General features: G+C 69.0%; 18 protein-coding genes and 1 pseudogene. 9 read left to right on the forward strand and 10 right to left on the reverse strand.

Annotated features, from left to right (window positions below; genetic code table 11):
• Positions 1–128: 128 nt before the first annotated feature.
• The 4 genes from ACFU8W_RS02290 to ACFU8W_RS02305 form a co-directional block, all read right to left on the reverse strand.
• Positions 129–380, reverse strand: a complete 252-nt coding sequence (locus tag ACFU8W_RS02290; protein ID WP_345516845.1) for a gas vesicle protein GvpG — start codon at positions 378–380, stop codon at positions 129–131.
• Positions 381–389: 9 nt separating this feature from the next.
• Positions 390–1,103, reverse strand: a complete 714-nt coding sequence (locus ACFU8W_RS02295; RefSeq protein WP_384031450.1) for a GvpL/GvpF family gas vesicle protein — start codon at positions 1,101–1,103, stop codon at positions 390–392.
• 3 nt (positions 1,104–1,106) lie between these two features.
• Positions 1,107–1,544: a gas vesicle structural protein GvpA gene (locus ACFU8W_RS02300; RefSeq protein ID WP_384031452.1), complete on the reverse strand. Its 438-nt coding sequence runs from the start codon at positions 1,542–1,544 to the stop codon at positions 1,107–1,109.
• 94 nt (positions 1,545–1,638) lie between these two features.
• Positions 1,639–2,028: a gas vesicle protein gene (locus ACFU8W_RS02305; RefSeq protein ID WP_384031454.1), complete on the reverse strand. Its 390-nt coding sequence runs from the start codon at positions 2,026–2,028 to the stop codon at positions 1,639–1,641.
• A gap of 468 nt (positions 2,029–2,496) precedes the next feature.
• Here ACFU8W_RS02305 and ACFU8W_RS02310 point away from each other — a divergent pair.
• Both ACFU8W_RS02310 and ACFU8W_RS02315 read left to right on the forward strand, forming a co-directional pair.
• Positions 2,497–2,647, forward strand: a pseudogene (locus ACFU8W_RS02310) (transcriptional regulator); the annotation flags it as partial.
• A 162-nt stretch (positions 2,648–2,809) separates the two neighbouring features.
• Complete coding sequence (locus ACFU8W_RS02315) at positions 2,810–3,382, forward strand: hypothetical protein (protein ID WP_384031456.1); 573 nt, start codon at positions 2,810–2,812, stop codon at positions 3,380–3,382.
• Positions 3,383–3,572: 190 nt separating this feature from the next.
• On the opposite strand, the gene ACFU8W_RS02320 is transcribed toward ACFU8W_RS02315, so the two are convergent.
• Positions 3,573–4,451: a YihY/virulence factor BrkB family protein gene (locus tag ACFU8W_RS02320; RefSeq protein WP_384032042.1), complete on the reverse strand. Its 879-nt coding sequence runs from the start codon at positions 4,449–4,451 to the stop codon at positions 3,573–3,575.
• Positions 4,452–4,714: 263 nt separating this feature from the next.
• On the opposite strand from ACFU8W_RS02320, the gene ACFU8W_RS02325 reads away from it, so the two are divergent.
• Positions 4,715–5,134, forward strand: coding sequence for a PPOX class F420-dependent oxidoreductase (locus ACFU8W_RS02325; RefSeq protein WP_384031458.1), 420 nt, complete (start codon positions 4,715–4,717; stop codon positions 5,132–5,134).
• A gap of 529 nt (positions 5,135–5,663) precedes the next feature.
• On the opposite strand, the gene ACFU8W_RS02330 is transcribed toward ACFU8W_RS02325, so the two are convergent.
• The gene (locus tag ACFU8W_RS02330) at positions 5,664–7,109 is read right to left on the reverse strand and encodes a glyceraldehyde-3-phosphate dehydrogenase (RefSeq protein WP_384031460.1); all 1,446 of its coding nucleotides are present in this window, start codon (positions 7,107–7,109) and stop codon (positions 5,664–5,666) included.
• A gap of 1,007 nt (positions 7,110–8,116) precedes the next feature.
• Here ACFU8W_RS02330 and nhaA point away from each other — a divergent pair.
• Complete coding sequence (gene nhaA, locus ACFU8W_RS02335; RefSeq protein WP_384031462.1) at positions 8,117–10,006, forward strand: Na+/H+ antiporter NhaA; 1,890 nt, start codon at positions 8,117–8,119, stop codon at positions 10,004–10,006.
• A gap of 207 nt (positions 10,007–10,213) precedes the next feature.
• On the opposite strand, the gene ACFU8W_RS02340 is transcribed toward nhaA, so the two are convergent.
• The gene (locus tag ACFU8W_RS02340) at positions 10,214–11,290 is read right to left on the reverse strand and encodes a zinc-binding alcohol dehydrogenase family protein (protein ID WP_384031464.1); all 1,077 of its coding nucleotides are present in this window, start codon (positions 11,288–11,290) and stop codon (positions 10,214–10,216) included.
• A 216-nt stretch (positions 11,291–11,506) separates the two neighbouring features.
• Between ACFU8W_RS02340 and ACFU8W_RS02345 the strand changes: the two genes are divergently transcribed.
• Both ACFU8W_RS02345 and ACFU8W_RS02350 read left to right on the forward strand, forming a co-directional pair.
• The gene (locus ACFU8W_RS02345; protein WP_384031466.1) at positions 11,507–12,580 is read left to right on the forward strand and encodes a zinc-dependent alcohol dehydrogenase family protein; all 1,074 of its coding nucleotides are present in this window, start codon (positions 11,507–11,509) and stop codon (positions 12,578–12,580) included.
• 19 nt (positions 12,581–12,599) lie between these two features.
• Positions 12,600–13,280: a helix-turn-helix domain-containing protein gene (locus tag ACFU8W_RS02350; RefSeq protein WP_384031468.1), complete on the forward strand. Its 681-nt coding sequence runs from the start codon at positions 12,600–12,602 to the stop codon at positions 13,278–13,280.
• Between the two features lie 153 nt (positions 13,281–13,433).
• Here ACFU8W_RS02350 and ACFU8W_RS02355 read toward each other — a convergent pair whose 3' ends face one another.
• Complete coding sequence (locus ACFU8W_RS02355) at positions 13,434–14,426, reverse strand: Acg family FMN-binding oxidoreductase (protein WP_384031470.1); 993 nt, start codon at positions 14,424–14,426, stop codon at positions 13,434–13,436.
• 255 nt (positions 14,427–14,681) lie between these two features.
• Here ACFU8W_RS02355 and ACFU8W_RS02360 point away from each other — a divergent pair, with 255 nt between their 5' ends.
• Positions 14,682–16,397 carry a GAF domain-containing protein gene (locus ACFU8W_RS02360; protein WP_384031472.1) on the forward strand — a complete coding sequence of 572 codons (1,716 nt, stop codon included), beginning with the start codon at positions 14,682–14,684 and terminating at the stop codon, positions 16,395–16,397.
• Between the two features lie 33 nt (positions 16,398–16,430).
• Here the strand turns inward: ACFU8W_RS02360 and ACFU8W_RS02365 are convergent, their stop codons facing one another.
• A complete protein-coding gene (locus tag ACFU8W_RS02365; protein ID WP_384031474.1) occupies positions 16,431–17,138 on the reverse strand; it encodes a response regulator in 708 nt (235 codons plus the stop codon).
• A gap of 106 nt (positions 17,139–17,244) precedes the next feature.
• Entirely contained in the window at positions 17,245–17,703 is a 459-nt protein-coding gene (locus tag ACFU8W_RS02370; RefSeq protein ID WP_384031476.1) for a cyclic nucleotide-binding domain-containing protein, read from the reverse strand.
• Positions 17,704–18,205: 502 nt separating this feature from the next.
• Here ACFU8W_RS02370 and ACFU8W_RS02375 point away from each other — a divergent pair.
• Together ACFU8W_RS02375 and ACFU8W_RS02380 are read left to right on the forward strand one after the other, a co-directional pair.
• The gene (locus tag ACFU8W_RS02375; RefSeq protein ID WP_384032044.1) at positions 18,206–18,964 is read left to right on the forward strand and encodes an HAD family hydrolase; all 759 of its coding nucleotides are present in this window, start codon (positions 18,206–18,208) and stop codon (positions 18,962–18,964) included.
• On the forward strand, positions 18,964–21,429 hold the full coding sequence (locus tag ACFU8W_RS02380) for a glycoside hydrolase family 65 protein (protein WP_384031478.1): 2,466 nt from the start codon (positions 18,964–18,966) through the stop codon (positions 21,427–21,429). The genes ACFU8W_RS02375 and ACFU8W_RS02380 overlap by 1 nt, the downstream gene beginning before the upstream one ends.
• Positions 21,430–22,212 lie beyond the last annotated feature (783 nt).

A 22,212-nucleotide genomic window follows, 5' to 3' on the forward strand; every position in this document is an offset into this window, starting at 1 on the left:
GGTGAGCCGCTGCAGGCTTCCTGCCGACGAGACACAGGGCGATGGGCCGGGCGATCCCGTCCGGCCTGGTGCCCCGTGGCCTCCCGGTAGGGCGCCTGTCTTCGCATCCATCACTGCCGAAATCTCGGTCATGTCCTGCGGATCTCCTGGTGCGCTTTGATCTCGTCGAGCCGGTCGAGCAGCTCGTCCTCGCGCTGGTCGAACGTCTCCTCGTCGATCGCTCCTGACAGGAGCGCCTTCTCCAGCTCCGCGAGCTCCCGCTCGACCGGACCGGGGTCGTAGTAGTCCCGCTCCGCAGCCTCCACGACGCGCTCCACGACCCAGCCCACGCCGCGCACGGGTGCCAGCGGGAGAGTGAGGATCTGGGAGAACAGGCCCATGAGTGCTCCCTACACGAAGCTGTACGGCGGCAGCGGGCCACGCAGCCGCCAGTCGAAGTCCTCGCCCAGTTCGGCAGCGAGGTTCTTCTCCGTGGCAGTGAACCGATCCTCCCGGCGTCGATCCACCAGGAAGGAGACGTTCAGGAAGTCGTTGCCGGCCGTCTGTGAGGCCCGCTCATCGCGGGCGAGCGGGCGCAACGCCTCGACGACAGCGGCTGCCAGTGCCTCCTGGCGGGCCTGAACCTCGTTCGCCACGAGCTCGCCCAACGCGAGCGGCAGGTCGGGGTTGTTGTGTCCGGCCCGGATGTCGTCGTTGAGTCTGCGGGCCTCCGGCGACTCCTGGAGGATTTGGCGCAGCAGCGCGTCTTCGTCCTGTGCCGCCTTCAGGTGGTACTCGGCGCACCCGTCCAGCGCGGCCAGCCGTTCCGTGTACCGCTCGGCGTTCTCCTCGAGCACGGCCCGTACCGCGTCGTCATCAGGGGCCAGCAGGCCGAATCGCAGAGGCAGTACGGTGCCGTCGGCCATCAGCCGCTCCTGGACCGCCTGATGTGCACCGACGTCCCGGCGTTTGGCGCGCAGCCCCTCCGGAGCGTCACTGACGACTGCGCTGAGGATTCCGCCCTGCACCGTACGCAGTTGTGCGGGAGGGTCGCCCACGCCGTTCAGATCGTCCAGGCGCAGCGGATGCGTGGCCGCCGTTATGGCGTACACATACACGGCCATGGCTCAGTCCTCCCGGTGCCGGGAAGCACGGCGCGCCGTCCGGGGGCGGGGCCGCTCCCGCCTCTCTTCGGCTTCCTCGTCCTCGTGGCCCTGCTGCAAGACGTCGGTGATGGCATCCATCGCGCCGGTCAATGCCCCCTTGCTCTTGCCTCTGGCTCCGCCTTCGGTCACTTCGCCCACGAGGTCGGTCAGCTTGCTGGGTGCCTTGCGTCCGGACTCCAGGTCGAGGCGGTTGCAGGCCTCGGCGAAGCGCAGGTAGGTGTCCACACTCGCCACGACGATGCGGGCATCGACCTTGAGGATCTCGATGCCAACCAGCGATACGCGGGCGAATACGTCGATGACCAAGCCGCGGTCCAGAATGAGTTCCAGAACGTCGTACAGAGTGCCGGAGCTCGGTCCTTGAGAGATACTGCCTCTGCCTTGCGGCACCACGGTCATGGTGCCCTCCCTTCGCCATCGGCCGCATCAGCGGCTCGGCGGCCCTTACTCTCGCCCTGCGACCTGACAGTCGGGGACAGCGGTCGTAAAAGGGTCATGCGCGACGGTCGATCTGCCCGCGTGCATAGCGGCGGGTCTGCTCGTACGCCATCAGTTCGCCGTCCTGGTCCAGCTTCACCCGGTAACTCGCCATCACACTGGTGGTGTCGGGGATGCGTTCCAGCTCCATGACCTCCACCTGCGCCTCCCAGCCGCCCTCGGTGGGCTGCACCGCAGAGACGGACTCGGGCGACCTCCCCAGCAGTTCCTCAAGCTGCTCGGCCGCGTACCGCATCGCCTGCGGCGCGGACACGCGGCCAGACCTCGACGCATCACGTCGCACCCGCGGCTTCGTGCTGCGAGCGCTGTCGCTGCGCGAGTCCGTGGCCTTGCTCCGGGACGGCTGCCGGCGTTGACCACCGGCGCTCTTTTCTCCAACGGCCATGCTGCTGCCTCTTCGGTAGAAAGACGGCCTCTGAGCACTGGGCTGTTCCGAGTCTTGCTCAGCCGCTCGGGTTAGCAATGCGCACTGACATGACATAGCCGCGCTATTCGCGGTCTGCCTGGGTCGAATTTGCTCGTGACCGCCTTTGCTGTGCACCAGGGCCCCTCCGGTGCGGACATGCTTTTTTTCAAGAAAAGGTTGATGTTCGAACCGTTGGTATTCCATGGAGTAACTCAGCAAGAATGCATGGTTACCGCAGGAAAGTATGTGCCTTTCGCGGGAGCGCGGTCAGCAGCCACCGGCGCGGTTTCGCCGGTGTCGATCCGACGGCACGGGATCCGGCCCCGCCCCCGCTCCCGCGCCCGGCGTTCATCTACCGGCCGGTAGATGAGCGCGATGGGCTCTCTGGGCACCCACCCCCACCGCCCGGAGCTGCTGCGGGAGGCGGGCGTACCGAACGGCCGACATGACACCCTCACCTGCAGCACCGACCCGGATCAGCAGCTTGTCATCTGGACTGCCGAGCCCGGCACGGCCACGTACGAGGGTTCTGCGCTTCCTTGTCTCCTGGGCCGCGGGCAGACCTCGGGATGTGCCCGGCAGACCGGCCGGGCGATGACCATTGCTGATGTTCTGCATCTGCCGTCAGAATGGCTGCATGGTCCTTGATGCATCGTCACACGCCGGCGCACAGGACGTGGCGTCAACTACGGCGGTCACGGCTGTGCCCCAGCGGGCCGGAGGGGACCGCGAGCGCCTGCTCGAGAGGTTCAATCGGGCGGTGCGCCGTCCCGAGTCGTTCGGGGGACTGGCGGGACTCGCGCTGCTGCTCGACCAGATCGCGAGAGCCGAACAGCAGCCCGTGGACACGGTGTGGATCCCGGATACGAACGCACGGCTGAGCCCTTCAACAATGCTGCGAGAGTTCTTCGCCGACCCGGACATTCATGTGGCCGCCTCCCAGTACGGCGAGGACGCCTACCGTCGGGGCTGGCTGTGCCTGGATCGCGTCCTGACTCCCGCGGAGCACGCTGTGCTCGTCGACGTAGCCGTCACCTGGTCGAGGACCGATCGCACCGTTCACGATGTTGTCGCCGAATTCGGCCCGGCGTCGGTCACTTTCGGCGACCCGGACCCGCGCCGTCCCAAGACCCTCAGCTACGCCGGCAGCGACCGGAACGCGCCCGTCGTGGCCTTCCATCTCGGCCCTGCACGAGCCGGGACGAGCCCAAATTCCGGACGTCCACCGGCAGTTGGCGCACCCTTGCTCGGAGTCCGGGTCTGCGACGATTTTCTTGGTCGCTGGGAGCTCACACCGCACGGCGAAGCATTCTTGGACGCCGAACCGGAGTAGGAGCGCGCCCCAGTTCCCGACGGCCGCCTTCGTCCACTGGCCACCCGGGGATGTGGATCCCGAGAATTGGCGCGAGGGCGTGTTGTGGACGTGGTCCAGGTTGGTTTGCGTGCATGCGAGGGGGCGGAATTATCGGTATGTGGGGCCTGTTGAGTTGCGGGACGCGGGCCGCCCCGGTGCGGTGACGCTGTTACGGAACTTCCTGCACCGGCCGTGCCAGCTCGACATTGAACTGGGCCCCGGCCAGCAGAGCGAGATTGGTGAACCAGACCCAGATCAAGAAGACGACGAGCCCGGCGAGCGACCCGTACAGCCGGCTGTACGAACCGATGTGGGTGGCGTACAAGGTGAACCCGGCCGATGCCACGAGCCACAGGGACGCGGCGAGCACTCCGCCGGGCAACCCTCGCCGCACCCCCCTGGCCGCCGCCGGGCCGGTACGGAACAGCACCGTGATCAGACAGGCAATGAGGAACAACAGGATGGGCCACTTCAGCACCGTCCACACCGTGTCACTGGCGTGTGCGAGGCCGATCCGGTGTCCCAGCCAGTGGGCCAACGGCCCGGTCAGCACCAGCGCGAACGCGCTGGTCATCAGCAGCAGGAGCAGTCCGACGGCGCTGGTCACGATGATGTGTGCCTTGCGTAGCGCGGGCCGTGTGTCGCGGACGCCGTACAGGGCGTGCAGAGCACGGCGGAAGACGGCCAGATAGCTGGAGGCGGACCACACGGCGCTGACGGTTCCCGTCGCGACCAGCAGCCATACGGCGCCGCGCTCCTGGGTCGCGGCCTCCAGGGGTTCGCGCAGCGCGGCGCCGGACTCCGCGGGGGCGAAGGCCGTGATGTCGGCGATCAGCACGTCGGTTGCTCGGGGGTTGGCCAGGCCGATGAGGGCGACGGTGACCAGGAGCGCCGGGAGCAGGGCGAGGATGGCGTAGTACGTCAGGGCGGCGGCCCAGTCGGAGAGGTCGTCGTTCCACAGGGAGACGGGGGTGCGGCGCAGGGCGGCCCGGTAGTGGGCCGCCCGCCCGGAGGGTGCGTCCTGGCGGGGGACGCGTCCTGAGGCGATGGGTGTGGTCTTGCTGGGCACGCTGGTCTCCGGGGGACGTGGTCAGGCACGGCGCGGCCTGGCGGCGCCGGGGGAGGCAGCGGATCCCCCGGGGTACGGACGTCCCTTGCTACCACCTTTTCCCGTGTCCTCCGATCATGGGTCGTACTCCTGCCGTGTCCAGGACCACCTGCACCACCGGACGAATCGGGACGCCGGGATGTGGCACGGTGAACATGCAGCCCGATGGATCACCGAGAATGGATCACCGAGGAGGAGATTCCGTGTCGAATCCACCGCTTCCCGAGAACGCGATCGCCATGCTGAAGAAGCCCAACCAGGCCGTCATCGCGACGCTTCGGTCCGACGGCCAGCCAGTGTCCACAGCCACCTGGTACCTCTGGTGCGACGGCCGGATCCTGGTCAACATGGATGAGGGCCGCAAGCGGCTCGAATACATCCGAAACGATCCCAGGGTCACGCTCACCGTGCTCGACGAGGGGAACTGGTACACCCACCTCAGCATCGTCGGACACGTCGCCGACCTCCGTGAGGACAAGGACCTCACCGACATCGACCGCCTGGCCCAGCAGTACCTCGGCACGCCGTACCCTCGCCGGGATCGCGGCCGGGTCAGCGCCTGGATCGAGATCGACCGCTGGCACGGCTGGGGCACGCTCAAGGAGAACAGCCAGCCCGGCTGACCCGCGCGCCGCGGCGTCCGGCACGCACGCTGTCCGCGTTGTCGGGATCACCCACGCACGACCTCAAGGGCGCTCCGTGCCCCGCGATGGCACGCACCGGACGCCGAGCGGGGGCCGCAGTCGCCGCCGAGCCAGGCGCACTCGCCGGCCTCGGATCACGCAGATCATCCGTCGAGTTCATGACCTCGACCAACGCCTCGTCACCCAGGCGTGATTGTGCCGCCCGTGCCGACATCGGAGGGGAATCGGCCTGCCCCTGCCCGGACCAGCACTCCAGCCCGGATCCGCACCTCCCCGACCCGAGGCGCGCGGGGAGCCGGTCCGGGCGAGGGAGTCTGCCGACAGTCAGCGGGCTGCGCGGCGGGCCGTACGTCGTGACCGGCAGGTCGACCGGGGGCAACCCGGCGTACGGCACTCCGTTGCCGGTGGCGACCGGCGGTGGGAGAGCAACTGGATGCCGATCGGTATCCGGTTGCCGCCCCACCGCCGCCCCGCCTGCCGAGGCACCGGACCGGACAGTCCGCCGAGATCAGGCTGCCGGTGCCGGGAAGGTCGGGTACTCGACTCCGGAGACGTGCTGGACGACGCGGATGACCTGGCAGGAGTAGCCGAACTCGTTGTCGTACCACAGGTAGAGGATCGCGTTGTCGCCCTCGACCTTGGTGGCACCGGCGTCGACGATCGAGGCGTGGCGCGAACCGATGAAGTCGCTCGAGACCGCATCGGGGGCGCTGATGAAGTCGATCTGGCGCCTGAGCGGCGAGGTCAGCGACACGTTGCGGAGGTAGTCGAGGACTTCCTCGCGGGTGGTCTCGCGCGCGAGCTGCAGGTTGAGGATCGCGATCGAGACATCCGGCACCGGGACGCGGATCGAGCTGCCGGTGATCTTCGCCTGGAGGTCGGGCAGCGCCTTGGCGACGGCGGACGCGGCTCCGGTCTCGGTGATGACCATGTTGAGCGGCGCCGAGCGACCGCGGCGGTCGGAGCTGTGGTAATTGTCCAGCAGGTTCTGGTCGTTGGTGAACGAGTGGACGGTCTCCACGTGTCCGCGCAGGACGCCGTACTCGTCCTCCATCGCCTTCAGCGGCGGGACGATCGCGTTGGTGGTGCAGGACGCGCAGGACAGGATCTGCTCGTCCGGCTTGATCATGTCTTGATTGACACCATGGACGATGTTGGGGACGTCGCCCTTGCCCGGCGCGGTCAGGACGACCTTCGCGACGCCGGGGCGGAGGTGCTTCGACAGCCCCTCGCGGTCGCGCCACTTGCCGGTGTTGTCGACGAGGATGGCGTCCTTGATGCCGTACGCCGTGTAGTCGACCTCCGACGGGTCGTTGGCGTAGATCACCTTGATCTCGTTGCCGTTGGCGACGATCGTGCTCTTCGCCTCATCGACGGTGATCGTGCCCTGGAACTGGCCGTGGATGGAGTCGCGGCGCAGCAGCGAGGCGCGCTTGACGATGTCCTGGTCGCCGCCTTGGCGGACGACGATGGCGCGCAGCCGCAGGCCGTTGCCGGAGCCGGCCTTCTCGATGAGCAGGCGGGCGACGAGGCGGCCGATGCGGCCGAAGCCGTAGAGGACGACGTCGCGCGGCTCGCGGCGCTCGATCTTGTTGGCTCCCGTGGCCCCGGCGACGGCCCCGGCGGTGAACTCCTCCACCGAGAGGCCGCGGTCGTCGGCCTTGTACGTCGCGGCAAGCATGCCGATGTCGATCTGGGAAGGGCCGAGATCGAGCGTGGTGAGAGCCTGCAGGAACGGAAGCGTCTCGGTGACCGACAGTTCCTCACCGGCGATCTGCCGGGCGAATCGGTGGGTCTTGAGGATGCTGACCACCGACTTGTTCACCAAGGAGCGGCTGTGAAGCAGGACCGTGACGTCCCGCTCCCGATGCAGCTTCCCGATGATCGGGATCATCGACTCCGTGATCTCCTCGCGGTTCTTCCAGTTGGTGAACGAGTCCTCGTTGACAGTCACAGATTTATCTTTCGAGCTAGGCGGTGCTCATATGCTAACCGCCCGCCACTTCGATCATTCACCCGGTGTCACCTGAGCCGGATGCCGTGAGCGGGCCCGATGGCCACGTCAGGGGAGGGAATGGGCCGCTGTGCGAAGTAAGGGCGATCGATTTGCCAGGATGTGTCCCGACTCGGCCCCGGCGTGATCCTTGGCGGCCGTGATGCCGACGTCATCGGCATCGACCGTCTTGGGACCTCTGCAGAGCCGGGGCGCCCACGCAGTGGTCAACCTCGACGCGCTCGGTCCCGGATGCGTCGGGCTGACGATCAGTTGCCTTCGCTGCCCGTCGGCGGGGGAGCGGCCCGCCCGGTCGACGTGCGAAGGACTCCCGGGCGGGCTACATCGTCCACGCTGCCCTGAACGCGCCCGTCCGCGTTGCCGACGGGCCGGTGTGTGAGCCGAACGAGGACGAAGAATGCAGCCGTCAGGCGCTGAGCGCCTGCCTGTGGGTGGCGATGCCCGCGGGCAGAACACCCAGGCGCTCATGGAGATCAGTCGCCACTGAACTGCCCTCGCGTCGCGGCGGCAATGATCGGGTTCTTTGGCGCGCCCATGGTCTCATGGGACACGAGGTTCGGTGGGGTTGTCGACGGTAAGGGCTCCGAGGGGATCTTCACTGGTGAAGGTGACAGCAGACATCGTGCGGGCCTCCACCAGTCGCTGCGGCGGGGACCGTCTCGCCCGACAGGCCGTGAGCGGAGCGGCCTCAGCCGGTGTGCCGACGGGCCGGCTCGGGACGGAAGACTCCGCGGAGTGCCTTGCAGGCGGCCTTCCGGGTAAGGCCGTCACCGGCTCGGTCACGGTGCCCGCCCGCTCCCCTCACCAAGGCGCTCAACGCCGTGCTCGATCACACCCTCAGCCTGTCCCGGGAGGCCCCCGGATGCATCATGAGGCGGCTGAGCGCCGTGCGGCCGCTGGTGGGCCATTGCACCGACGGCAAGGCCGCGGCACACGGTGATGGCCCCGTGACACATGATTCCTCCTCCCCTCCTCCCTTCCGGGAGCAGAGCACACGTGCCCCGGAGACCCGGACCCCGCTGCGTGCGTTCCTCAGGACCGAGTCCGGCAGCGCGGCGGTGCTCCTGGCCGCCACCGTGGCGGCACTGGTGTGGGCGAACGCGGCTCCGGGGGCGTACGCATCCTTCTGGGAGGTGCACCTGTCGGTGACCGTGGGATCGGCAGGGGTGTCGCTGGACCTGCGCGAGTGGGTGAACAGCGGCCTGATGACGTTCTTCTTCTTCGTCATCGGGCTGGAGGCGCGCCGGGAGTTCGACATGGGCGAGCTCCGGGAGCGGCAGCGGGTCATGCTGCCCCTGGCCGCGGGGCTCGCCGGCATGCTCGTCCCCGTCGGGGTCTACCTCGCGTTCAACTCGGGCGATGCATCGGCCCACGGCTGGGGGGCGGCCATGTCCACGGACACCGCGTTCGCCCTGGGCATGCTGGCGATTCTGGGGCGACGGTTCCCCGACGCGCTGCGCACGTTCATCCTCACGGTGACCGTCGTCGACGACCTGCTGGCTCTGGTGGTCATCGCCCTCGTCTACAGCGACCACATCACCGTGCCCGCCCTGCTTTCCGCCATGATCCTGTTCGGCCTGATCCTGCTGGTCAGGGCGGCGGGCGTGCGCCACGGACTGACGTACCTGCTGATGGGGGCCGCGACCTGGGTCGCGCTGCTCAAGTCCGGTGTCGATCCGGTGGTCGTGGGTCTGGCCATGGGACTGCTGACCTATGCCTATCCGGCGGCGCGCAGCGACCTGGAACGCGCGAGCGATCTGTTCGTCTCATTCCGCGAGCAGCCCACACCTGAGCTGGAGCGCTCGGCACGCCAAGGACTGGCGTCGGCGCTGTCACTCAACGAGCGGCTGCAACGGATGTACCACCCGTGGACGAGTTATGTGATCGTGCCGCTGTTCGCCCTCGCCAATGCCGGCATCACCATCGACGCGGCACTGCTGTCGCGGGCGGCAACGTCCCCGGTCACTCTGGGCATCCTGTTCGGCTATCTCGTCGGCAAGCCGGTGGGCATCACCGGTGCCTCCTGGCTGCTTGCCCGGCTGAGCCGCAATCGGCTGAGGCCTCCGGTCGGTTGGGGCGCCCTTGTTGCGGGCGGCACGATCGCCGGGGTCGGGTTCACCGTTGCCCTGCTGATCTCCACGCTGGCCTTCGACGGAGACCGGCTCGAAGAGGCGAAGGTGGGCATCCTCGGCGCGGTGGCCTGTTCCTTCCTCGCAACCTGCGCCGTGGCGATGGCGATCAGGCTCCTGCCGCCGCAGCGGCGTGCACGAGCACTGCTCGGCACAGCCGATAGGGTGATCGATCTCGTGATCCCGGTCGACCCCGATCGTGACCACGTCCGGGGCCCGACGACCGCTCCGGTGACACTGGTCGAGTACGCCGATTTCGAATGCCCCTACTGCGGCCAGGCCGAACCCGTGGTCCGTGACCTGCTCGCCGACTTCGGCGATCTGCGCTACGTGTGGCGGCACCTGCCGCTCACCGATGTCCATCCCGGCGCGCAACTCGCCGCCGAGGCGGCCGAGGCGGCGGCGGATCAAGGGGCCTTCTGGCAGATGCACGACCTTCTCATGGAGCACCAGGGCGCGCTCCGGGCGCCCGACCTGATGCGCTACGCGGACGAACTGGGCTTGGACGCCGAGCGCTTCCATCGCAGTCTGCGCACTCACGCGGGGGCCGACCGGGTCGCCGAGGACAGGGAATCGGCCGATCTGAGCGGGGTGACAGGAACCCCCACCTTCTTCATCAACGGCCTGCTGCACCGCGGCGCCTACGACATCGACGCGCTGTCCGCCGCGGTGCGAACAGCCCGGGCGCGAGCAGGACTGACGCGGTGATCCGCCGGATGCAGTCGGTGACAGGGCCGGCCGAGGCCTCCGGAGACGTGGATCTGCGGGTGATCGGGGCCCGTCGACGCCCTCACGGTGTCGGTTCTCCACCGGTGCGGGTCGCGCATGGAGTCCTGCATCACGCGCATGGCCGGGTTGCCGTCATTTCTCAGGGTGGACGATGCTGCACGCAGTGTGCTCGGACGGCCCGACCGGTCAGGCATCGCCGGCCCGGGAGTGACGGAGTGGCTGCGGACCGGCTTCCTGCCGGTCGGGGGTGAGCACCGCTGCGCCGTTCACGCGGTCCGCGGCCAGGTCGGCCAGCGCTTGATCAGCCCGGTCCAGGGGATAGCGGCTGACGGTGACCTGGATACCGATGCGTTCGGCGAGTTCGAGAAAGTCGCGGCCGTCCTCGCGGGTGTTGGAGGTGACGCTCCGCAGATTCCGCTCCTGGAAGAGATGCCGCTGGTAGTTCAGCGCGGGAATGTCGGAGAGATGGATACCGGCGATCGCGAGGGTGCCCGACCGGTCGAGTCCCTCCAGGGCCACCGGCACCAGATCACCCACGGGAGCGAACAGGATCGCCGAGTCGAGGGGCTCCGGTGGGCTGTCGTAGGCGCCGCCGACCGAGGAAACACCCAGGGACAGAGCGAGTTCACGCGCCTGCGCGGAACGTGTCATCACATGGACGGTCGCGCCGTCGGCCAGAGCCACCTGAGCGGCCAGATGGGCCGACGCGCCGAAACCGTAGATTCCGAGCCTGCCACCCTTCGGCAACGCACTGCGGCGCAGCGACCGGTAGCCGATGATTCCCGCGCACAGGAGAGGGGCGAGCAGGGCCGCGTCCTGGGATTCGGGGAGCCGGTAGGCGAACGCCTCGGGAACAAGGACCAGGTCGGCGAAGCCGCCGTCCGCATCCCACCCCGTGTACGTGGACCGGGGGCACAGGTTCTCCCGTCCGGAGCGGCAGTAGCGGCAGGACCCGCAGGTACGGCGCAACCACGCACCGCCGACCCGGTCTCCCACACGGAACACGTCGGTCGCCTCGCCGGCCGCTGCCACGCGGCCGACGATCTCGTGCCCGGGAATCGTCGACGGACGGTGGGGGGTGAGGTCCCCCTCGGCGAGATGCAGGTCCGTGCGGCAGACACCGCAGGCTTCCACCCGCAGCAGGAGTTCATCCGGGGCGGGCGCGCTCACTTGGCGGTGTCTCCGTACCAGCGGACCGGTACCGATCGGTCCCGGTGTCCCGACGGCCCAGCCGCTGAGCATCTGTGAGTGGGGGAACCCCATGCCTCCAGCCTGCGGCCACGGGGTGGGTCCGGCAAACCGGCCGGTTTCCGCATGTGCTTCGGGAACCGCAGATCGGGGCGGCGGCTGCTGCGTCGACGGGAGTGGATGGCCCGCCAGGTCCTCGTCCGGGGACCATCCGGCCCATGCGCGCCGAGCTCCTGCCGAGTCAGCCTGACAGTGCCCCGTACCGGACCTGAGAGGAAGAAGGGCGATGTCATGAAGGCACTCGTCTTCCAGGGCCCCAGTCGGACCTCGTGGCGGGATGTACCGGATCCTGGCATCAAGGACGCCGCGGACGCGATCGTCCGCGTCGACACGGTCACCATCTGCGGCACCGATCTGCACATCGTCAAGGGAGATGTGCCCGAGGTGGTTCCGGGCCGGGTGCTCGGGCACGAAGCGGTGGGCACCGTGGTCGAGATCGGCGGCGACGTCAGCACGGTGAGCCCCGGTGACCGCGTGCTGATCTCGTGCATCTCCGCCTGCGGGCGGTGCCGGTTCTGCCGCAGCGCGCAGTACGGCCAGTGCCGTGGGGGCGGTGGTTGGGTGCTGGGCCACACGATCGACGGCACCCAGGCCGAATACGTGCGGGTGCCGTTCGCCGACCTGTCCGTACATCCGCTGCCGGGCGCCGTCGACAGCGACGACGCGGTCCTGTTGGCCGACATCTTCCCGACCTCGTACGAGGTCGGAGTGCTGAACGGCAACGTGCGGCCCGGCGACACGGTCGTCGTGGTCGGTGCGGGGCCGATCGGTCTGGCCGCCGTCATCACCGCGCGTCTGTACAGCCCCGACCGCATCATCGCAGTGGACCTCGCGGAGTCCCGGCTGACCACCGCGCGCGCACTGGGTGCGGACGCGACCGTGAGCGCGAGCGAGGAACCCGAGCGCCTCGTCGAGGACCTCACCGATGGCCTCGGTGCCGATGTCGCCATGGAGGCCGTCGGCATACCGGAGACATTCGAGATGTGCACCCGGATGGTCCGTCCCGGTGGCCGGGTCGCGAACATCGGGGTCCACGGCAAGCCCGCGGTCCTGCACCTCGAGGACCTCTGGATCAAGGACGTCACGATCACCACCGGGCTGGTGGACACCCACTCGACGCCGATGCTACTGGGCATGATGGCCGCAGGGCGCCTACCGTCGGCTTCGCTGGTCACCCACCGTTTCGAGCTGGGCCAGATGGAGGAGGCGTACGACATCTTCTCCCGCGCCGCCGAAACCGGAGCCCTCAAGGTGACGCTGGGCGGCCCGCAGCACAACGCCGTCTCCGTCCCCGACCTGCCGTGACCCGAAGGACGTGAGGACCATGAGCGAGGGCACGCCTGCATCCGCTTCCACCGAGTCTCCGACCGGCCGCAGCGACCTCGGCCGACGGGTGGCAGCGCGCCGTCAGGAACTGGGTCTCACCCGTGAGGAGGTGGCCGAACGCTGCGGCGCCGCTCCCTCGTACGTCGCCTATGTGGAGGATCGGGCCGCCGTACCGTCCGTCGGCGTTCTGGTACGCCTCGCGGATGCGTTGGAGACGACCGTGGCCGAACTGACCGGTACGACGGTGGAACGGCCGACGGGCAGGGCAGCGGCACTGCCGGGCGCCGAACTCATCGCGCTCAGTGACACCGAGTGCCTTCGACTGCTGTCGACCCACGGTGTGGGCAGGATCGCGATCGTCACGGCGGACGGGCCGGCCATCTTCCCGGTCAACTACGTGCTGGAGGGCAACGAGATCGCGTTCCGGACCACCGGCGATGGACTTCTGGCCGCGTCCGCGGGAACCGAGGTGGCCTTCGAGGCCGATCACATCGACGACGTGATGAGCCAGGGCTGGAGTGTGCTGGTGGTGGGCGACGTATCAGGTGTCACGGCTGCCCAGGCGATCCAGCGACTGGACCATGTGGCCCGCTCCCTTCCCTGGGCGGGCGGCCCCCGCACCCACTGGATGGTGGTCACCCCCACCCGTATCACCGGGCGTCGCGTGGTGCAGAAGTGAGAAGTTCGTCCCCGACCGTGAGCCGAGTCTCCCCGGGCCTCGACGACCTCACGGCCGTGCAACAGCTGTCTGCGACGGCTGTCAGAGCCGCACTGCTCCCACACCCTTCTTGTCGTGCTCTGCGCACCCGGCGGCGCCCGGTCCGGGAGGGTTCTACGGTTCGATCGTCAGAACCTCTTCCACGGGGCGGCGTGGTGTGCGGGGCCCCGTCGGCCCGTAACCCATGCGGATGATCATCTGTGGGTGTCCCGTGCCGAAGACGGGGTCACGGAGGATCCACCGCAGGTCCGGCCATTCGAGGGGCTGCGTCGCGAACGAGGTGGACACCTCGTTCAGCGTGGCCGTGAGCAGAACACGTTCCAGGGCCTGACCGGCGCGCAACCAGTCCACGGGGCGGTCTCCCGCGGTGCTCAGAACGGCCAGCTGCGGTTGCTTCTCGAACAGGACGCGCGCGCGCCCCGCCAGGACGGCGGTGCCCGCGAAGTCGCGGACCGTCGCCCTTCCGGACGCGTCGGAGGGGCCGAAGGCGTAGTCCGGGATCCCGTCGACGGACGCCTCCGCCTTCGTGTCCCGCGTCCAGTAGCGCTGCTCCGCCTCCCGTCCGGGGTCCCTCCGGTCGTACCCCTCGGCATCCCGGATCAGTCCCAGCACGGTCTCCAGATGCGTCGGGGTCAGGAACGAGAAGTCCGCCCCTTCGGCACGAGCCGCGTCGGTGAAGAGCACGCGCACGTCCTCGGGTACCGCCCGGTCGTCGAACGGGTACCGGCTGGTGTGCCGGTCCCGCATCGCGCGGTGGAGACCGACGAGCGCAGCCTCCTCGGGATTCCGAGGGGCGTCCTTCAGCTGGACGCTCGCCAGCAGCGCCGGGTCCGAGGGTACGGGCAGCAGCGTGGTTTCCAGGGAGAGGCCCCGGTGAGCTGCGGACACCCGCAGGTTCAGGAGGGCCGCGCCGCATCCCACATGCAGTGCGCGGGTGGCGGGGTCGGCCTCCGGCATGGCACGGCCGAAATCCGCCCGAAGAGTAAGAGTGCGACGGGAACGTCCGTAATGGAACTGCCAGGGCTGGGCATTGTGCATGGACGGAGCTGTGATGGCATCGGAGACGAGGCCGGCCACCGTCGTGTCGTCGGGCGTCTGCGCGAGCATCGGGGGCCTCCCGGAAGCGGATATCGGTCGGAGCGTCTTCAGGATGGAGTGGGCATCCTCCCGGGGGTATGGGCCATTCGTCCCTCGGTCGGGCCGGACGGACTCCTCGGCGGGGCCGTTCAGGACGCGTCGGCCGGAAGGTTTCCGTACCGGGACGTGTTCCCCCGGGTGCGCTCCACCGGATGCCGCGTGGTGTTCGGCCGTTACCGTGGACATATGGCCCGCCCGTGACGCGCGGGCCACGGCGGAGGCACCGTGGGCGACAAGGGCACTGACCGCAGCGGCGAGGAACGCCGTCGGCTGGGCACACTCCCCGAGGACCTCCAGGAACGCCTCGATCTGTCGAAGCGCGGACCCGCCGAGGCGGCGCTGCTGCTGGACGCCGTCATGTCGGTGGGAAGGGGGCTCGATCTGCCGCAGGTGCTGCGCCGGATCGTCGAAGCCGCGGTCGTCGTGGTCGATGCCGAGTACGGAGCCCTCGGGGTGCTCGGCGAGGGAACCCGCCTTGCGCAGTTCCTGCCCGTGGGCATCACGGACGAACAGAGAGAAGCCATCGGCTCGCTGCCCGAGGGGCACGGCATCCTCGGCGAGCTGATCCGCCACCCCGTGCCCCTGAGGCTCACTGAACTCGCCGACCACCGGTCGTCCCACGGGTTCCCGCCGAACCATCCCCCCATGCACTCGTTTCTGGGGGTGCCCATCCGGGTCCGCGACGAGGTGTTCGGCAACCTGTACCTGACCGAGAAACGGGGTGGCCGTGCCTTCGACGCCGAGGACGAGACGGTGCTCTCCACCCTCGCCGTGGCAGCCGGGGTCGCCATCGAGAACGCACGCCTGTATTCGCAGACGCGTGACCGGCAGCGTTGGCAGGAGGCCAACAGCGAGATCGTCGAGGGACTGCTGAGCGGGGTGGACGAGGCGTACGTCCTGCAGATGATCGTCGACCATGCCTCGCGTATCCTCTCCGCCGACCTGGGTGTTCTGGCGCTCCCCGAGGGGGAGGGTGCCCTGCGGGTGGCGATAGCCTCCGGCGTGGACGCCGACACACACCGCGGACTGGTCCTGCCGCGCGAAGGTTCGTTCGTCGGCTCAGCTCTCCACGCCGGCGAGCCGATCATCAGCCTCGATGTCGAGTGTGATCCGAGGATCACCGCGGGGCCCCCGCGATGGGCGGGGCTCGGTCCGGCCGTCGCGGTGCCGATGAAGACGGGGGAACGGGTCCTGGGGGTGCTGCTGCTGGCCCGTGTACGGGAGCGTCCCGCATTCACCGAGTGGGAGACCGCGCCCCTGCTGACGTTCGCCGGGCAGGCGGCGCTGGCGATGGAACTCACGGAACGGCGCGAGTCCGTCGAGCAGATCGCCCTGCTGGAGGACCGGGACCGGATTGCCCGGGACCTGCACGACCTCGCCATTCAGAGGCTGTTCGCCACCGGTATGACCCTCCAGAGCGTGGTGCGGTTCGTGGACCATCCCCGGGCCAGCGAACGGCTTCTGCGGGCCGTGGACGATCTCGACGAGACCATCAAGATCATCCGGTCCACCATCTTCGGCCTCCGCGCACGCGAATCGGGCCGTGCCGAACAAGGTCTGCGCGTCCGCACCCTGACCGCGGTGGAGCAGGCCGCACGTGCCCTGGGCTTCCAGCCGTCCCTCCGCATGGGAGGGCTCATCGACACAGATGTGCCGGCTGAGACCGCGGACCAGGTGATCGCGGTGCTCGGCGAAGCGCTCAGCAATGTCGCACGCCATGCCCGGGCGACCTCGGCGGACGTATCGATGGTGGTCGGTGAGGGAGCGCTGACGTTGGTCGTGTCCGACAACGGAGTGGGCATGCCGGAACACGACGGCGCGCACAGTGGGCTGGACAACCTGGCGCAGCGCGCCAAGAACCTCGGCGGTGACATGACGGTCGAGCCATCGGCGGAGGGCGGCACCCGGGTGAGGTGGCGCGTGCCTCTGCGACTGACATGATCCGGGACCGCGCGGCAGGCCGCAGCTTCGGCGTCAGTACTCGCGACCGCTCGCCGAGGGCGGCGAGGAGGGTGCCGGTCGGTGCGCGGCGATCACGGCTGCCTGAATACGGCGCTCCACGCCGAGCTTCGCCAGGAGGCGGGAAATGTGGTTCTTGACCGTTTTCTCGGACAGATAGAGGCGTTTGCCGATCTGGCTGTTGGTCAGTCCCTCACCGATGAGAGCAAGTACGTCCTTCTCCCGTGGAGACAGTGCGGAGAGCGCATCCTCGGTCTCGGCGCCGGAACCCTCTCCGCGCAGGCTGTTCATCAACCGCGCGGTGGTCGCCGGATCGAGGGTGGAGCGCCCGGAAGCCAGCGTGCGGACGGCTGTGACGAGGTCGGACCCCTTGATCTCCTTGAGCACGTAGCCTGCTGCGCCCGCCATGATGGCGTCGAGCAGCGCTTCGTCGTCATCGAACGAGGTGAGCATCAGGCAGGCCAGTTCCGGCATCCGCGAACGCAGTTCGCGACAGACGCTGATCCCGTCGCCGTCGGGGAGCCGCACATCGAGGATCGCGACATCCGGGCGCAGCGCCGGGCCACGGGCCAGCGCATGATCGGCCGTACCGGCATCGCCGACGACTTCGATGTCGGGTTCCGCGTCGAGAAGATCCTGCACCCCGCGCCTGACCACCTCGTGGTCGTCGAGCAGGAACACCCGGATCGGATTCTGCGCGGAGAACGCGGCTTCGCCGCTCATGGCGCCCACCTCGCTTCTGCAGGGCTCTCCACCGGCCCCATGTTCATCGTGGCCCGCACACCGACGGTGCACCAGAGCCGATCGGCCCCTGCACCACCCGGGCCATTCAGTCCTCGGCGATGTCGGGCTGGGGACCGTACAGCTGGAGCAACCTCTTCCGCGTTCCGTACAACCGCTCCGCCACAGTCTCGGCCACGTACTTGTACACCGCCCGGCCCAGCACCGCATCGGCCGCGCACAGCTCGCGGACGGTCGCGGCGTCGAACTCCAGGGCCTGACCCGCGTGGACCACGTGCGCGCCCATGTGCCACACATGCGGGGAGCAGAGCCAGGACCAGCCCAGCAGGTCGTCCTGGCCCAGGGTCTCGACGACCGCCGGGCGGCGGCCGGGCACATGGAGGTCGACCTCGACCCGGCCGGAGCGGATGATCCAGAAGCGATCGGCTCGCCTGCCCTCCTCGAAGACGCGTGAGTCGAGGACCAGCGGCACCTCGTGTGCCGCCGTGTCGAGAAGCCGCTGCCGGCTCTCGGGCGGGAGCGCGTCGAGCAGACTGTGCGTCGACATGGGGTCCTCCGTCCCTGGCGGGCGATGGCGGCTTTGCGCGTGACAGCCCGGCCGTGTGCCCCACCGTCCGGTGTGAACGATAGGCGGGGCTCCGGGGGGAGGCTCGGTCATCGGGCACCCCCGGGGTCTGCCGCACCCGAACCCGCTGAACGGCATCAGCCCGTTGACCGGCATTCCAGGTGATTTTCACGGTGATCCGGTCACCGACCCGCCCGCTTGGGCCGTACGGGGGGCGGTCCGGGACCGATCGGCCCATGGGCTCTGATCTCCCGCCGCAGGATTGTGGAGGGCGCGCCTGGGCACATACCCGGTGAGCGCCAGGAGGTGGTGGCAGTGAGCCGCATCAGAATCGTCCGTCGCCCACCGCCTCCCTCGGGGCCTCCGCCCCTCGACCTGCGAACTCCGTCCGGGCGGCCTCTGCCGTACTGAGATCCACGACGCGCCCGTGTCCCGGAATCGTGATGCCATGAAACGAAGCCCTGGCGAAGGGACCGCCCCGTTCATGGCAGCCGTACCGTCTCCTGCCCCGTGCCTGCACTCCGTGCGGGCCGTGGTCTTCGACACCGACGGAGTGATCACCGACTCCGCGCGGAGCCACGCCGCGGCCTGGAAGAAGGCATTTGACGCCTGTCTGTCGGAGTGGGAAGGACAGCGGCCCTTCGATCAGGTCGACGACTACCTCCGCCACGTCGACGGCCGTTCACGGCGGGACGGTGCGGCGGCCTTCCTCGCGTCGCGAGGGCTGGACCTTCCCGACGGCAGCCCGGACGACCCGCCCGGCACGGCGACGGTATGGGCGGTGGCCGCACGCAAGGACGAGCTGTTCACGGAAACGCTGCGCACCCACCGGGTCGATGTCTGGCCCGGCACGGTTCGTCTCCTTCACGCACTGCGCGGTGAGCGGATGCCCTGTGCTGCCGTGTCCGCCTCCCGCCACGCGACGGAACTCCTGTCGCGGGCCGGCCTCATCGGGGAGTTCGGTGCCGTGGTCGACGGAAATGAGGCACGGCGGCTGGGGCTCGCGGGGAAACCGGATCCCGCGCTCTTCGTCGAGGCGGCGCGGCGCCTCGGGGTTCCCGTCTCGGACACCGCTGTGGTGGAGGACTCCCTGGCCGGTGTCGAGGCCGGCCGCCGCGGCGGATTCGGACTTGTGGTCGGCGTGGACCGGACAGGCGGTCCCGGCAAGGCCGCGGACCTGCGACGCCGTGGTGCCGACATCGTGGTGTCCGATCCCGGCGAACTACTGATCGGCAACGACTGATGGCGGGGGCCTGGGAGTGGTCGTACGAGGGGTACGAGCCGGAGGCGGAGCGGCTGCGCGAGGCGCTGTGCACACTCGGCAACGGGTACTTCGCCACCCGTGGAGCCGCATCCGAGACCGTCACCGGCAGGTCCCACTACCCGGGCACCTACGTCGCGGGTTGCTACGACCGGCTGACCTCGTCGGTCCGGGGCCGACAGGTGGAGAATGCCGACCTGGTCAACCTGCCGAACTGGCTGCCGCTGCGCTACCGCATCCGCCCCGCCGGCACAGCCCCCGGACCGTGGCTGTCACCGGACCACGAACACCTCGCGGAACACCGGCAGACGCTCGATCTGCGCCGCGGCACGCTGACCCGCCGGTCCGTCTACCAGGACGAGGCAGGCCGGCGCCTGTATGTCGAGCAGTGCCGTCTGGTGCACATGGGCAACCCGCATCTCGCCGCCCTGCACACGGCTTTCACCGCGGCCGGGTGGGTGGGGGCGGTCGAGGTGGAGGCGGCGATCGACGGCGACGTCCGGAACGCCGGTGTCGCGCGGTACCGGGATCTGTCTGACTGTCATCTGACCGGCTGGTCGACCGGAACGGAACAGGACGACGTGGTGTGGCTCGGATGTCGCACAGAGGAGTCGGACATCGGCTTCGCGCTGGCCTCCCGCATCGTGGCCACGTCCGGCGGTCCTGTGCGGCAGCAGCCCGATGAGTCCGGGCGGCGTCCCCGTCCTCGGCAGACCCCACGGAAGGTCTTCCAGACACTGGTGCTGCCGCTGGATCCGGAATGCGACGCCGTCGTGGACAAGACGGTGGCGCTCCACACGTCGCGTGACCCGGCGATCGGCAGCCCGCTGCGGGCTGCTGTGGCCGCGGTGCGAACGGCCCCGGAGTTCACAGAGCTGCTGGCCTCGCACCATCGGGCGTGGGCCGGCCTGTGGCAGCGGACCCGGATCGAGGTTCCGGGCGAAGCGGGCAGGATTCTGCGACTTCACCTCTTCCACGTCCTGCAGACGCTGTCCCCGCACACGGCAGAGCTCGATGTGGGCGTACCGGCGAGAGGACTGCACGGAGAGGCATACCGGGGTCATGTTTTTTGGGACGAGCTCTTCGTGCTGAGGTTCTTGAGTCTGCATTTCCCTGAGGTTTCCCGGGGACTTCTGGACTACCGCCACCGGAGGCTGACCGCGGCCTGCCGCGCGGCACAACAGGTGGGACGGGCCGGGGCGATGTACCCGTGGCAGAGTGCCGACGACGGCCGGGAGGAGACCCAGGAAATCCATCTCAATCCCCGTTCGGGGCGCTGGCTGCCCGACCATTCACGTCTGCAGCACCACGTCGGTTCGGCTGTCGCCTACAACGTGTGGCAGTACTGCCAGGCCACCGCGGACACGGATTACCTGCATTCCAAGGGCGCGGAAATACTGCTGCAGATCGCCCGGTTCTGGGCGGACAGCGCCGCATGGGACGCGTCGTCGGCCCGGTACCGCATCCGCGGTGTGGTCGGCCCCGACGAGTACCACGACGCCTATCCGGGAGCCGGGACTGCAGGCATAGACGACAACACGTACACGAACGTGACGGCGGCCTGGGTGCTGGCACGGGCCACGGAGCTGTACCGCGACCTGCCCGAACATCGGAGGAAGCTCCTGCTGGAGCGCATCCGCCTCGACCCCGCGGAGCTGGAGCGTTGGGAGGACGTCTCCCGTCGGCTGCATGTGCCGTATCACCGTGGTGTCATCAGCCAGTTCGCCGGATACGGAGAACTGGACGAACTCGACTGGGCCGCTTACCGGAAGCGCTACGGCGACATCCGGCGGCTCGACCGCATCCTTGAGGCGGAGGGCGACACGGTCAACCGTTACCAGGCATCCAAGCAGGCCGATGTGCTGATGCTCGGCTACCTGTTCTCACCGGGAGAACTCGGTGGCCTGTTCCAGCGCCTCGGACATGCGCTGGACGACGACACCTGGCGCGCCACCGTCGACTACTACCTCGCGCGTACGAGCCACGGTTCCACCCTCAGCTCCCTGGTTCATGCCTGGGTGCTGGCGCGGGCGCACCACGAGGAGGCGTGGGCGTACTGCGAGGAGGCACTGACCGGTGACGTGATCGACATCCAGGGCGGCACCACGGCGGAAGGCATCCATCTGGGGGCGATGGCCGGCACCCTCGATTTCGTGCAGCGCGGAATGACCGGGCTGGAGACGCGTGACGACGCACTCCGGCTCTCCCCGGCCCCGCTTCCCCAGCTCTCGAAATTCGGGGTACGCATCGGATTCCGCGGGCACGAGGTGGACCTGGGTATACGGGCGCAGCGGCTCCGGATCGCGATATCGGACTCGCACCACCCAGCCGTCCGGCTGGTCCTGGGCGGCCACACCCACATGATCGTCCCAGGCACGGTGCGATGGCTCGATCTGCCGTCGGGCCGACGTCCCGCCCGTCGTCACAGGAAGGGTCATCAGGACTGAGCCCCCACCATCGGCGGCGCCTCCGGGCCGGTGCCGGTCGGTGACATCACGGACGGCGATCACGTCGTGTGTCATGACAGCCCCGACGATGTGCGGGTTGCATGGCATGACGTCTCCTGGGCCGGGACGCTGATTCGACAGCTCACGGGTTCATCCGACCAAAGGTTCGAACAAGGGCCGTCCGGTCTCCGACGGGACCCGACGGCCCATGTCCGCATCCGTCCCGCCGCGGCACCGTGGACAGGCGACGACGGCATGAGGTGGCCTCCGGCGTGCCGATTTCGGTGCGATCGATCGCGAAAGCCGGGACGACGACGGTGGGCATCCGCCGAGGTTCACCGGGAAGGAAGGGGGGCCGGACGGCCCCCGCAGAGGCCCGTTGGCCCCAAGCGGAGGTGTGCCCTGCAGGGCGAAATTGAAGACGGACATCGATGGTGGCGGTGGCGCCCCGGAGGCGCCGGAAGTGGAGCACGCGATGTCACGTCGAGGAGGCGCAGGAGGAGGGCAGCCTCACCGTGCGGGCGCCCCTGCGACCCGCCGGGGTGGGGTCCACCCCGCACGGGCGCGGGCCGGGGTGAAGACTTCCGCACTCTTCCGGGGGTCCAGACCAGAGCTCATCTCCCGGGTGCCGAACCCACCGCTGCGTGCGGGGACGGCGACGGCACAGGGCGGAGGCGTGACATGTTCCAGGCCGACTCGCCCGGATCCGAGCCCATGTGGCCCGGGAAGCGGCACCGAAGCCGCATACGACGACCCTTCGAGCGCCGCCGGAATCCACTGCAG

The sequence above is a fragment of the Streptomyces sp. NPDC057565 genome (assembly GCF_042801455.1).
In the GTDB taxonomy this organism is placed as follows: domain Bacteria; phylum Actinomycetota; class Actinomycetes; order Streptomycetales; family Streptomycetaceae; genus Streptomyces; species Streptomyces yanii.